This window comes from Actinoplanes sp. NPDC019969 (assembly GCF_055562375.1).
Window position 1 is genome coordinate 38,466 of sequence record NZ_JBVHFK010000014.1, and the last position, 11,810, is coordinate 50,275.

Here is an 11,810-nt window from a genome sequence, read left to right on the forward strand (position 1 = left end):
ACCGGCCGCCCTGCACGCACTGTGGTCCGAAGATCACGAACTCCGTCCTCATGCCTATAGATTTCTGGTGCGTCAGCTCGTAGATCAGGGTTCTCGCTCCAGAGCAAGCGTTGCCGCGGTTCCGTTTCTTATCGATGTAGTCGTGGATCCGGCAGCTCCGGATCGATTCGGCGCCTGTCAGCTTCTACGGGCGATTGCCATCGGAGATGAAAGCTACTGGCTTACCGAACAACCTGACCCTACGACAGAACGCGCTGAGGTCGAACGTCGTCGCCTTCTCAGCCGGACCGAATTGCAAGAAGAAAAGTCCGCTTGGGTTGCCGCAGCCCAAGACGAGGAAGAGAAAAGCGCCAGGGAAATCAGCGCTTCGATTCATGACGTAGAACTTGACCGTGAGGCTGCGCAGTTAGATATGGAGGCGTACGATGCAGTTCGCCTCGGTGTTCCGGTATATCTTCTACTGTTAGAATCAGAGAACCCGGCAGTTCGTTTGCACGCTGCCCATCTCCTGGCCTACTTTCCCGAAGATCGGGACACGATCATCCCGGCACTCATTCGCCTTATCGAGTCCGAGCCAAAGGAAACAGTCGAGATTGCTGCGGTTGCTTCGGTGGCTGCAGCTTACGTCGGCGGTACTTCCACTGACGCTGGATTGCTCAATGCCCTAGAAGCTCGCCGTCATAGCCAATTGCCGCCGGAGCGGTGGGCGGCCGCCATCGCGTTGACGCGCATCCTTGAACGGCCCGACCGGTCTATCCTCGAGCAGGTATACGAGTGTCTCGTCGAGGCCGAGGAGCAAGTCCTAAACTGGCCGTTTCTAGATGGTGATATGGCAGGTTTGGCCGCTCTTGCCCTAAATAACCTTGACGAGTCGATTGCCATCGACCGGATTGATATTCTCGCTTTGCGCATTCGTGAAAATGCTGCCACTGGCATAGATCGATCAATGTTGATCGGCATATTGCTGGACACGGCTTTTCCGTCTGGGTCCATGCCCCCTGAAACGGCTTTCTCTGATCTGTCCGGTTTGCAGCAGGCTGCTGTGCGCGCCCTCGTTTACGCTCAAGTATGGCGCGACGGTGGACACGTCAAATCGATATTGAGCCAATTCGGGCTTCCGGGCGAGGGTGACGCGCTATTGGCTTGGTCTGGAATCGGCTGGCACTGACTGTTCATCTTAGGGTGAGCCGTAACGGCTGCTCAACGGCGGGCGGGGTGCACGCCTCGAGTACCCATACCGGTTCAGTGGCGGCCGTAAGACGGCGGTAAGCCTGTACCCAGGTACTGAATGCAAGGTCTTGCAGCCTGGCCCGCAAATACCAAATTTTTGCCGCGCGCCGCCGCGGCTTACTCATCTCAACCCGAGACGGTCGACTCATCCGCTGATGTACGGGCACTGCCGCCATCAGTGCCCGCCTCCTCGCCTGCTGCCTACCCTCGCCCGCCGATACGCATACGCTCACCTGAAGAATCCGGCGATTCGGCTCGAAATTGACGGCAGAAGAGCCCGACAGATTTGGCCGCCGGGTCCCGTGGCGCGGGTGATGCGGTCTACCCCGCGCGACGGCGACCGTGGTCGCTCCGTGGTCGCTCGGATGTCCTGTAACCAGGGCGGACGTGCCCGGACCTCGCCGGACTTTCGCGATCAAGCACCTTGCGAGGCCCAATCATGAAACACGGACGGGTCATGATGTAGCCGGATGGGGTCGGACTGTGCGAGTATTAAGTCCAATTCTTAAAGTGGGCCAGAATGGGACCGGACCTGCGGACTTTTAATCCATAGGTTCAGGGTTCGAGTCCCTGGCGGCCCACTGTTCGTCACTGGTCAGCGTCGGGTTCCCGGTGCTGACCAGTTCTGTTTCCGAGGGTCGTACAGCAGCCCGGCTTGGGAGGCGTGATGGCCGAGCGCGTGATCGCTGATCGGCTGGTGCTCGTCGACACGGTCGGCCGGTGGTTCCACCTGGAGGAGCCGACTTTCGTCGACGCCGGGCAGGCGTACTGGGTCGACCGCTCGACGAGCGAGCTGTGCGTGGATCGTGGAGACGGCCGGGTGTCCCGGCACGCCGGCGCGATGTGCCGGTAATCAGTGATCAAAGCGCTGCGCGAGCCCGGCTGGTCGTGCTCGACGCCTCGATGGACCAGGTGGCCTTTCGTGAAGACGCGAAGAGTCCGTGGAAGCCGGAACCGCGGGCGGGCTCCATCGATCAGCAGTCGTCGGCCGTGCGTGTGACGTGCATAAGCGCGTCAGACCGTTGCTGGCCGCGCTCGGGTCGCCCTCGACGAGGTGCAGGCCGGCGTTGCTGTACGGCAGTGAAGTACAGCAACGCCGGCAGCCGGACCGGCCGAGACGGATCCTGGTCAGAGGGTTACTTGCCGGTCTTCTCGGTGTTGCCGGTCGCCGCGGCCATCCGGTCGACGGCTTCCTTGCGCACGTGCAGGCCGGCGCCGAGTTCGATCAGCTGTTCCCGGGTCAGGGGGACATCGGCCTGGATGGTGGCGTAGACCTTCGGTGACACCCGGATCATCAGCTGTTGCGGGGCGGTGCCGTGCAGGACCGCCGGGAATCCGCCGACCGTGAGCTGCTCGCCGTCGTCGCTGCCCTCGCGGTACCAGGTCGGCTCCAGATAGATGGCGATCTTGCCGGTGAGGGAGCTCGGGTCGTACCGCGGGTCCGTGGACGGGCCGGCGCTCGGGGGCGTGTTCCTGACCGCTTCCGGGGCGATCGTCAGGCCGCCCTCGTCGTCCCCCTGCACGAAGAAGCCCTCCGGCACCTTGTCGATGGTGAACCACTTCGGCTGCGCGCCGGTGTAGTTGACCAGCTTGACCCGCGCGGCCGGAGAAGTGACGGCGGCCGGGGCGCTCCCGGCGACGGCGGGTCCGGACGGCGTGGTGCCGGTGACCGCGCCGGTGACGGAGATGGCGGCGACCATCGCGGCCACCCCGAACGCGGTCACCGCGGTGGTCTGGAAGGTGCGGCGGCGGCGCAGGGCCCGCTGCCCGCGTTCCACGTCGCCGGCGATGGTGTCCGCGGAGGCGGCCTCGATGGGACCGCCGAAACGCTCGAGTCTGGTGTGCAGATCCATGGTCAGTTCACTCCCTGTGGTTGTTCGGAGAATCGGGGTGCGATGGCGGGCTGCCCGAGTGCGGCCCGCAGTTTGTCGAGAGCCCGCGCTGTCTGGCTCTTCACCGTGCCGGCCGAGCAGCCCAGCGCCTGGGCCGTGTCGGTCACGGTCATGTCGTGGACGAAGCGGAAGACGACAGCCGCGCGCATCCGCGGTGGCAGTTCGCCGAGGGCCCGGGCCAGTTCCGGGTCGGCCTCGTCCGGTACGGCGGGCTGGCCGGCCTGCTCCGGGACGTCCGCGACCGGCCGCTCGTGCCGCCGCCAGATCCGCTTGCGCTCGTCGATCAGCGCGTTGAAGAGGGCCCGCCGCACGTAGGCGTCCGGATTGTCGGCCCGCCGGAACGCCGCCCACGAGATGTAGAGCTTCGTCAGCGCGGTCTGGACGAGGTCCTCGGCGAGGAAGGTGTCACCGGCGGTCAGCAACCGCGCGGTGTACAACATCCGGCCACGTTGCTCGGCCACGAAGCCGGCGAACTGGCCGTCATGCTCGGTGTTGCCCGAGCCTCTGTCTGCTCTCACGTCCGGGTAGACCGGCGAGGGCGGCGGCGAGGTTGCATGATCGCAGTGTCACTCGCCGGGACCACGTGAGACGTGCGGCAGGGCGTCCACCGGTAGGTTCCCTGTCGGGCGGTCCCGGACCGGGTCTACACGGCGGCGTCGTCCCCGGCGGGCATCACCGCGCCGGCTGCCGGCCGCGCGGTGATGTAGCGACGGTTCACCAGGGCCGGATGTCCTCGCAGGCGAGCACGGTGTCGTTGACGTTGCGGTAGCACAGGTCGCTGTCCGGGCCGGCGTCGATGTAGTTGACGCCGGCGGACGACGTGATCGTGTCCCGGCCGGCGAAGCCCCAGATCCGGTCGTTGCCGTCCCAGCCGTTGAGCTGGTCGTCGCCGGCGCCGCCGCCGATCAGGTCGTCGCCGCCGTAACCGTTGATCTCGGTGGCTGTGTTGCCGCCGATGAGGATGTCGTTGCCGTCGGTGCCGTTGAGGATCTCGATGTCGGCGCCGATGGTGTCGCCTTCCCCGGCCGCGCCGTCATCACCGGTCGCGCCGTCCAGGTCGACCCGGACACCTTTGGTGCGGTAGGAGTAGTCGAGCCGGTCCACCCCGGGCCCGCCGCGCACCACGTCCGCCGCGACCGGCGCCTCGGCGGTGTCGTCGGTGAGCCAGTCGTCGCCCGCGCCGGCGACGATCACGTCGCGGCCCTGGTCACCGGTGAGACCGTCGTTGCCGTTCTGGCCGTACAACTGGTCGTTGCCGCCGCTGCCCTGCAGCAGGTCGTGGCCGTTGCCGCCGTCGATCCAGTCGTTGCCGGGACGGCCCGGGCCGCCGATGCAGGAGTCCTCACCGATCAGGTGGTCGTCACCGTCGCCGCCGGAGATCAGGTCGGAGCCGTTGTCCCCGTCGATCCAGTCGTTCCCGCCGCCGCCGTAGATCTTGTCGTTGCCGGTCTCGACGCAGAAGCCGTCACCGTCGAGCTCGTCGGCTTTCGGCCCGCCGACGATCAGGTCGGCGCCCGGTCCGCCTTCGGCCTTCAGCCGCAGGTCGCTCTTGTTGATCACGGTGTCGTTGTATTCGCGCAGCTTGACGGCCACCACTGTGGGCGTGTTGGGGGTGGTGCAGCGGACCCTCGTCTTGTCGCCGGGGACCCGTTGGCAACCGGGGCCTGGCGCGATCTCCACCCGGTCGTCAAGGATGACGGTCCGCCCGGAGCGGGTGATCACCAGATGATTGCTCGCCGGGGTCTCGGCGTTGAACCACACCGTGGCGCCGGCGGCGGCGGTGGTGGAGCCGTAGGATGCCGCCGCGGCCGGTCCCGCGAAGGCGCCGGTCGCCGCGACGGTGACGAGAGCCAGACCGATCTGAACCGGCCGAAAGGTGCGCTGCACGTGGATCCTCCCCCGGGACCCGGCGGCTGTGGACGGCCGCGAGTGCGATGATGGTAGAACGAATCCGTATCGACGTCACGTGGCGGGGACCGGTTCGCTGAGGTAGTGGACTCCGGTCGCCTGTTCGGAGACCTCCCACAGGCGGGCGGCGAGGGCCGGGTCGTCGGCGGGCGCGGCGAGCGGCGCGGAGTGCACCCGCAGGTCGGTCCTCCGGTTGCCGGGGCCGATGGCCACGCCGGGGCGGGCGTCGGGGCTGGTGGCGGCGAAGGCGAGGGGCAAGGTGCCCTGTTCGGCGGTACGTGCCAAGAGTCTCGTACCGATCAGCAGGAAGGTTTTCTGAAGCACGCCGCGAGCGGTGTCGTGCATGGGGGTGGTGGCCATGCCGGGGTGGGCGACGAGGCTGCGCACAGGGCTGCCGGAGCGGCTCAGCCGGCGGTCCAGCTCGACGCCGAAGACGATGTTGGCGAGTTTGCTCTCGGTGTAGGCCCGCGCCGATGACCAGCGGCCGGCGGCGGCCAGGTCGGTGAACGGGTTGCGGATCTTGATGCGCCGGTAGAAGTCGGACGTGACCGTCACGACGCGCGGGTCGTGACCGGGGCGGAAGAGGTCGAGCAGGGTCCCGGTCAGAGCGAAGGCGCCGAGGTGGTTGGTGGCGAACGTCAACTCGTACCCCTGTGGGCTCAGTTCTCGCTGTTGCGCGCCGATGCCGGCATTGTTGACCAGCACGTCGAGGGCGCGGCCGTCGGCGTGCATCCGGTCGGCGAAGGCGCGTACCGAGGTCAGGTCGCCGAGGTCGACCCTCCGCACCTCGATGTCGCCGGTCAGGCCGGCGCGGGCCCGGTCGGCCTTCGCCGTGTCGCGCACCGCCATGATCACCGAAGCGCCGCGGCGGGCCAGTTCCCGGGTCAGGATCAGGCCCAGTCCGCTGCTCGCTCCGGTCACCAGCACGGTGCGCCCGTCCTGGTTCGGGATGTCGTCGAAGCTCCAGTTCACGGCCATGGTCGTCCCCCTTCGTCAGATCGGATAACTTATCCGCTCGGAGTCGACCGTAGCATGAGAACGGATGAACTATCCTCTGCGTGTGACACTCCGCGCAGACTCCGCCCGTGTACGCGCCCGCATGCTCGCCGCCGCCCGGACCCGGGTCGCCGCCGGTGACCTGGAGTTGCCGATGAACGCCGTGGCCAAGGACGCGGGCGTCGGCGTCGGCACGATGTACCGGCACTTCGCCACCCGGCAGGCGCTGCTCGAGGCGCTGGCCGCGGAGAGCTTCCGCGATCTCGTCCAGCGGGCCCGGGCGGCCGCGACGGCCCCGGACGCCGGCGCCGGACTGGCCGGCCTGATCGGGGCCACCTTGCGGGGCCAGCTCGCCGATCCGGCGCTCGCCGACGTGCTCGCCTCCGGCGAGGTGGCGTGCGCGGAAGCCGGTGGGCTGCTCGCCGAGCTGATGGCGGCGGCCCAGCAGGTGCTGGACCGGGCCCGTGCCGAGGGCGCGATCCGGGCCGATGTCATCCCCGACGACCTGCGGCGTCTGACCTGCGGAATCCGCTACGCGATGACCAGCGGAGGCGACGCCGGCCCGGGCGCCCTCGACCGCTATCTGGAGATCATGATGCGCGGGCTCCGGCCCTGAGGCGGGCGGCGAACACGGTCGGGTTAACCGGGAACGTCGGAAATTTCGGGCTGACCGAAGGCGTGTATTCGGTGGTCAGCGAGGCGCGAACATGCCAGGGTTTCGAGGTGACCGCGTTCCGTGCGGTCTTGCGAACGGAGAGTGTGTTGTCGGTGTACGACCCTGGGCAGCTCGTGGCCGGATTCCGGTCCATGAGCATGTTGGCCGGTCTCGTGGAGCGGGGCGGGCGGCCGGCGCCGGTGAGCCCGACCATCCCGCTGCGGGCCGGGGAGAAGCAGTACGGCTGGTTTCCCGTCGACGTGACCGGTGCGGGACGGAAGCTCGCGGTGATCACCAGCCAGCGCCTGATCCTGGGCGACGAGGAGTATTCGCTGCGCTCGGTGTGCGGGCTGCGGCCCCGCCCGGAGGACTGGGCGCTCACCGTGGACGCGCGCGGCGGCCGGACGGTGGAGATCGCCGGACCGTGGGTGCCGTGGCTCGGTGTGGTGCTCTGCGCGGAGATCTACAACGCGGCCTGGCCGCCCGGTTACGCCCCGGTCATCCCGGCCCCGCGCCGGCGTCCGCGCACCCTGGAGACCATCCAGTGACCGGTCAGTAGACCCAGACCCGGCTCTTCAGCGGGATGGCGTCGTGAGACCACAGCCAGTTCATCGCGGCGACCGAGACGCGGGCGCAGCCGTGCGACGCCGGATAGGGCGGCACGCTAGGGGCGCCGTGCACGGCGATGCCGCCGTTGAAATACTTCGGGCGCCAGAGCAGGCCGAGCGGGGCATCGCGCCAGCCGTCGATCTGGCGGCTCACGGTGAACCTGCCGCGCGGGGTGTCGGCCAGGAAGGTCTCGCCCTCCTGCTCGTAGTACTCCCCGGAGCCGGTGGACGTGTTGAAGACCTGGGTCACCCGCCCGCCCTCCACCAGCAGCAGCAACTGGCGCTTCAGGTCGATCTCGACAAGGTCGCCGTCGCTTGAGCGCGGCTCGGGGCGTACCCCCTGGTCCAGGGCTTTCCAGGTGGCCGGGCCGACAGTGCCGTCGCGGCCGATGCCGGCCGCCTTCTGCAGCGCGTAAACCGCCTGCTGAGTGGTCCCGCCGAATTTCCCGTCGGCCTTGCCGATCCAATAGCCCAGCTCGATGAGGCGCTGCTGCAACTGCAGGACCACGGCGCCCTTGGCGCCGCTTTTCAGTTTCGGGGGACGTTCCGGCAGGGCGGGGGCCGCGGTCGGACTTGAGGGGTACGCCGAAGGAGCCGGCACCGTCGATATGGCGGGCGAAGGCGACGGCGAATAACGGGCCGGGCCCTTCGACGGGGAGTCGCACCCGGCTGCCAGCGTCGCCGCCACCACGACGGCGATCACGGTCGCCAGAGCTCTGCGCACAGGTGAAGTCTAGATACCCATTCACGACCGTCCACCTGTTAACGGCGATCGACCACCCGCGCGAGTGATCGGGCTAAAAGAGCCGAGTAGGCTTTGGATATGTCATGGAAGGCCTGCGCGCGGCACGGCGTTCGGGAGGCGCCGAACGGTTTCGCCCTCGTTCAGGAATTGCTGAACACCCGGGCCGCGATGCCGTACGCGCCGGATCTGCTCGCCACCACCGAGGACGCCCAGTGGTGGGTGACCGACGCGCTGGGCCTCTGGTCGCGGGTCTCCGGGCTGCCGGCGCCGACCCTGCTGCTCTCCGCCGCCGATCTGCGTTCGATGCGCCGGCTACGGGCCGCCTTCGAATACGTCGTGGTCGCCGGGGCGAGTCCCGAGCCGGAGCACGCGCTGCCACCGGCCGACGTGCAGGTGAGCCTGGTGCCGGACGGGACCGGCTGGGTGCGGGTGGTGCCGACCGGCCGGGGCGTGCGCTGGCTGGCGTCGGCGCTGTGGGCCGAGGCGCTGCTGGCCCAGCAGGCGGGGTTCTGGCCGCGGCTGAAACTCTGCAACAACCAGGCGTGCCGGGCCGCCTTCTTCGACACCTCCCGCAACAACAGCGGTGTCTGGCACGACGTCAGCACCTGCGGCAACACGGCGAACCTGCGGGCGTTCCGGGAGCGGCGCCGGCTGCTCGGCCAGGACCACCGGTAACGGCCCGGCTCTTTGGGCGCAGGCGGCCCGGTTCTCTGGGCACAGGTGGCCCGGCCAGCGAAATTCATGAGATCGGTGGCCACCCGGTGGGAACTCGGCGCCCCGCACGCGCGACTATCGAGTCATGGCATGTGAGCGGTGGCGCGAGATGCTCTCCGCGCAGCTGGACGGTGAGGACGATCCGGTGCTGCGCCCGTTGGTCGACGAGCACCTGGCCGGATGCGCCGGCTGCCGGGACTGGCTGGACCGGGCCGCGGCGGTGAACCGGCTGACCCGGACGGCCCCGGTGCCGGACGTGCCGGATCTCAGCGCGGCCATCCTGGCCGCACTACCGCAGCAGGCGCCCGTGCCGCGACGCCGGCGGGTGCCGGTGCAGGCATTCCTCTACGTGGCGCTGGCGCTGGTCGGCGCGGTGCAACTGATCCTCGGGCTGACCCAGGTCGGTGGCGGAGTCAGCGCCGGGCACGCACACAACGGGCTGAGCGCCAGCCAGGGCCACCTGTGGCACGAGTCGGCGGCGTGGAACGTGGCGGTGGGCGCGGGCTATCTCTTCATCGCGCTGCGCCGCACCCGGCCGGCCGGTCTGCTGCCGATGCTGACCGCGTTCGTCGGGATGCTGCTGCTGATCTCGGTCACCGACCTCACCGGCGGGCGGGTCGACGTGACCAGGCTGGTCGGCCACGGTTTCGTGATCGTGGGGTACCTGCTGGTGGTCGCTCTGTCGCGCGGGGTGGGCGGCGCGGGGGCACCGCCCGGGGCGCGGGTCGGCTCGGGCTGGCGGGCGCGTTTCGACAGCCCGGCACCCTCCGACGGCCTCACCCCCGAGGTGGACGAAGCTCGGCCGGGGCTGCGGCTGCTACCGCCACCGCACGGCCCGCTGACCGCGCGGCACGAGGACCGGCGAGTCGCCTGAGTCAGCGATCCGCCGGGCGGACCGACAGCTCACGCCACTCGTCGGGACCGGCCAGCAGGGCACGCACCATGTCGAAGGCCGCGTCCTCGCTGTCGTACTCGAAGAAGTGGGAAGGGCCCTCGGAGCCGCCGGCGCGCTGCTCCACATACCACTGATCGCCACTGGTCCGTAAGTAGACGTCCTTACGGGCCAGGCGGCCCCACTTGCCGTTCCACCAGTGCTTACGCTGCTCCATCCCGGCACTGTATCGAACATCTGTTCGAACCGTGCCGGGAGGGCGGATCTTTTTTCAGTAGTTGCGCGGGGGCTCCGGGTTGCGGCCCAGCACCTCGTCGAGGGCGCTGTTGGAGACCTGGTGACCCTGGCCGCGCAGCAACGCGTCGCGGATCTCGGTGAGCAGCTTGACCTCCTCGCTGGGGGCCTTCGGCGGCGGCTCCTCACCGCGGCGACGGCGCTCGGCGAGCTTGTTGAGCGGGAAGACGACCAGGAAGTACAGCACCGCGGCGGTCAGCATGAAGGTGATCAGCGCGTTGATGAAGGACGCGTAGTCGAAGACGACGCCCCGTACTTCCCACGTGCCGGCGGTGACGCCCTTGCCGCCGCCCATCAGCTGGATGAGCGGCTTGAGGAAGGCGTCGGTGAATTTGGTGACGACCGTGGTGAAGGCAGCGCCGATCACGACGCCGACCGCGAGGTCGACGACGTTGCCGCGCATGATGAAGTCTTTGAAGCCTTGGAACATCTTGCTCACGAACACACTCCCGGGGGCCGGATTGGCAGTCCGGCAACGGGGTGCCCGCCGCCGGTCGACGACAAACTACGCCGACCGGCGCCTCAGTCGAGGGCAGGCTCCTCGGCGGTGACCGCCTCATCCACCGTGGGATAGGTGTGCAGCACCTCGACCAGCCCGCTCACCTCGAGGATGCGGAGCACGCCGCGCTGCGGGGCGGCCAGCCGGACGGTGCCGCCGGCGTCGTCGGTGCTGTTCTTCGCGCGGACGAAGACCGACAGGCCGGTCGAGTCGCAGAAGGACACCTCGGCGAGGTCGAAGACCAGGCGGGTCCGGCCCTTCTCCAGCAGGTCACTGATCTGATCCTGGAGCTGGGGGGCGGTTGCCATGTCGAGTTCGCCATCGACCGACACGACGACCATGTCGCCGCGCTGTTCCGTTTGTACCGTAAGGGACATTCGCCGACCTCCAGTTATTGCTGAACGGTACTCCACGTTCCCGGTGCTGCGCAGAACGGGACGGGTCTTCGAGCCGTGTCCGTTACTTGGCTTACAGCAACTAACGAACATGCTGATGGTAAAGTCCGGCCGTTGCGCTCAGATCGTGTGGTGGGAGGAAGCAGCGATGTCGCTGAGTCCGGACGAGGCGAGTCGCTTCGCCGAACTGCTGAACCGTCACGCGGAGCCCATGGTGGCCCGCTGGACCGAGCTGGTCACGGTGGGCCTGCGGGGGAGGTTGAGCAGCGCCGAGTTGCGCCGGCAGACGACCGACCTGCAGCGCGCCTTCCAGTTGGCGTTCGCGGGCGGGGCCACCGACCTGGGTGACGACTCGGCGGCTGAGCTGCGGGCGCAGCTCAGCGAGCTGTCCAACGGGCGGGCCCGGCAGGGCTTCACCGCCACCGAGACGGCGATCAGCGTCTACTCCCTCAAGGAGGCGGTGCTGGAGACGCTCGGTGACCAGAGCGACGCCGCCGCCTTGAAGGACTACGTGGCCTTCTCCTCGTTCGTGGACCGGGCCGCCCTGTTCACCTTCGACACCTACGTGCGCGTCCGCGAGTCGATCATCGCCGACCAGACCGAGCAGCTGCTCGAGCTCTCCACCCCGGTGGTGAAGCTGTGGGAGGGCGTGGTGGCGGTGCCGCTGGTCGGCACGCTGGACTCGGCCCGCGCCCAGGTGGTGATGGAGCGCCTGCTGCAGACCCTGGTCGACACCAGCTCGCCGTACGCGATCATCGACATCACCGGTGTGCCGGCGGTGGACACCCAGGTCGCCCAGCACATCCTCAAGACCGTGGTGGCGGCCCGCCTGATGGGCGCCGACTGCATCATCTCCGGCATCCGCCCGCAGATCGCGCAGACCATCGTCGCCCTCGGCATCGAGTTCGGCGACATCGCGACCAAGGCGTCCCTGGCCGACGCGTTGCGCTACGTCATCGGCCAGAACAAGCGGGAGCGCTGA

The 11,810-nt window shown here is 68.5% G+C and carries 15 protein-coding genes and 1 tRNA gene; 8 read left to right on the forward strand and 8 right to left on the reverse strand.

Going from position 1 to position 11,810, the window contains the following annotated elements:
- The first annotated feature begins 67 nt into the window (after window positions 1-67).
- The 3 genes from ACZ3II_RS34890 (at window position 68) to ACZ3II_RS34900 (ending at window position 2,083) form a co-directional block, all read left to right on the forward strand.
- A complete protein-coding gene (locus ACZ3II_RS34890; RefSeq protein WP_465523436.1) occupies window positions 68-1,168 on the forward strand; it encodes a HEAT repeat domain-containing protein in 1,101 nt (366 codons plus the stop codon).
- Between the two features lie 574 nt (window positions 1,169-1,742).
- Window positions 1,743-1,811, forward strand: a tRNA-Lys gene (locus ACZ3II_RS34895).
- A gap of 86 nt (window positions 1,812-1,897) precedes the next feature.
- On the forward strand, window positions 1,898-2,083 hold the full coding sequence (locus ACZ3II_RS34900) for a hypothetical protein (protein ID WP_465523438.1): 186 nt from the start codon (window positions 1,898-1,900) through the stop codon (window positions 2,081-2,083).
- A 283-nt stretch (window positions 2,084-2,366) separates the two neighbouring features.
- Here the strand turns inward: ACZ3II_RS34900 and ACZ3II_RS34905 are convergent, their stop codons facing one another.
- The 4 genes from ACZ3II_RS34905 to ACZ3II_RS34920 form a co-directional block, all read right to left on the reverse strand.
- Entirely contained in the window at window positions 2,367-3,083 is a 717-nt protein-coding gene (locus ACZ3II_RS34905) for a hypothetical protein (protein WP_465523440.1), read from the reverse strand.
- 2 nt (window positions 3,084-3,085) lie between these two features.
- Entirely contained in the window at window positions 3,086-3,640 is a 555-nt protein-coding gene (locus ACZ3II_RS34910) for a SigE family RNA polymerase sigma factor (RefSeq protein ID WP_465523442.1), read from the reverse strand.
- A gap of 196 nt (window positions 3,641-3,836) precedes the next feature.
- Window positions 3,837-5,009, reverse strand: a complete 1,173-nt coding sequence (locus ACZ3II_RS34915; protein ID WP_465523444.1) for a calcium-binding protein — start codon at window positions 5,007-5,009, stop codon at window positions 3,837-3,839.
- A gap of 75 nt (window positions 5,010-5,084) precedes the next feature.
- Window positions 5,085-6,008 carry an SDR family NAD(P)-dependent oxidoreductase gene (locus tag ACZ3II_RS34920; protein WP_465523446.1) on the reverse strand — a complete coding sequence of 308 codons (924 nt, stop codon included), beginning with the start codon at window positions 6,006-6,008 and terminating at the stop codon, window positions 5,085-5,087.
- Between the two features lie 82 nt (window positions 6,009-6,090).
- Here ACZ3II_RS34920 and ACZ3II_RS34925 point away from each other — a divergent pair, with 82 nt between their 5' ends.
- Entirely contained in the window at window positions 6,091-6,642 is a 552-nt protein-coding gene (locus ACZ3II_RS34925) for a TetR/AcrR family transcriptional regulator (RefSeq protein ID WP_465523448.1), read from the forward strand.
- Between the two features lie 191 nt (window positions 6,643-6,833).
- The gene (locus tag ACZ3II_RS34930; RefSeq protein WP_465523450.1) at window positions 6,834-7,229 is read left to right on the forward strand and encodes a hypothetical protein; all 396 of its coding nucleotides are present in this window, start codon (window positions 6,834-6,836) and stop codon (window positions 7,227-7,229) included.
- 4 nt (window positions 7,230-7,233) lie between these two features.
- Here ACZ3II_RS34930 and ACZ3II_RS34935 read toward each other — a convergent pair whose 3' ends face one another.
- Complete coding sequence (locus ACZ3II_RS34935) at window positions 7,234-8,013, reverse strand: L,D-transpeptidase family protein (RefSeq protein ID WP_465523452.1); 780 nt, start codon at window positions 8,011-8,013, stop codon at window positions 7,234-7,236.
- A 99-nt stretch (window positions 8,014-8,112) separates the two neighbouring features.
- Here ACZ3II_RS34935 and ACZ3II_RS34940 point away from each other — a divergent pair, with 99 nt between their 5' ends.
- Window positions 8,113-8,709, forward strand: coding sequence for a CGNR zinc finger domain-containing protein (locus tag ACZ3II_RS34940; RefSeq protein WP_465523454.1), 597 nt, complete (start codon window positions 8,113-8,115; stop codon window positions 8,707-8,709).
- Between the two features lie 124 nt (window positions 8,710-8,833).
- The gene (locus ACZ3II_RS34945) at window positions 8,834-9,622 is read left to right on the forward strand and encodes a zf-HC2 domain-containing protein (RefSeq protein ID WP_465523456.1); all 789 of its coding nucleotides are present in this window, start codon (window positions 8,834-8,836) and stop codon (window positions 9,620-9,622) included.
- A 1-nt stretch (window position 9,623) separates the two neighbouring features.
- Here the strand turns inward: ACZ3II_RS34945 and ACZ3II_RS34950 are convergent, their stop codons facing one another.
- The 3 genes from ACZ3II_RS34950 to ACZ3II_RS34960 form a co-directional block, all read right to left on the reverse strand.
- Window positions 9,624-9,857: a hypothetical protein gene (locus ACZ3II_RS34950; RefSeq protein ID WP_465523458.1), complete on the reverse strand. Its 234-nt coding sequence runs from the start codon at window positions 9,855-9,857 to the stop codon at window positions 9,624-9,626.
- 54 nt (window positions 9,858-9,911) lie between these two features.
- On the reverse strand, window positions 9,912-10,364 hold the full coding sequence (gene mscL / locus ACZ3II_RS34955; protein ID WP_465523916.1) for a large conductance mechanosensitive channel protein MscL: 453 nt from the start codon (window positions 10,362-10,364) through the stop codon (window positions 9,912-9,914).
- A 92-nt stretch (window positions 10,365-10,456) separates the two neighbouring features.
- Window positions 10,457-10,810: an STAS domain-containing protein gene (locus ACZ3II_RS34960; RefSeq protein ID WP_465523460.1), complete on the reverse strand. Its 354-nt coding sequence runs from the start codon at window positions 10,808-10,810 to the stop codon at window positions 10,457-10,459.
- A gap of 166 nt (window positions 10,811-10,976) precedes the next feature.
- On the opposite strand from ACZ3II_RS34960, the gene ACZ3II_RS34965 reads away from it, so the two are divergent.
- Complete coding sequence (locus tag ACZ3II_RS34965; RefSeq protein ID WP_465523462.1) at window positions 10,977-11,810, forward strand: STAS domain-containing protein; 834 nt, start codon at window positions 10,977-10,979, stop codon at window positions 11,808-11,810.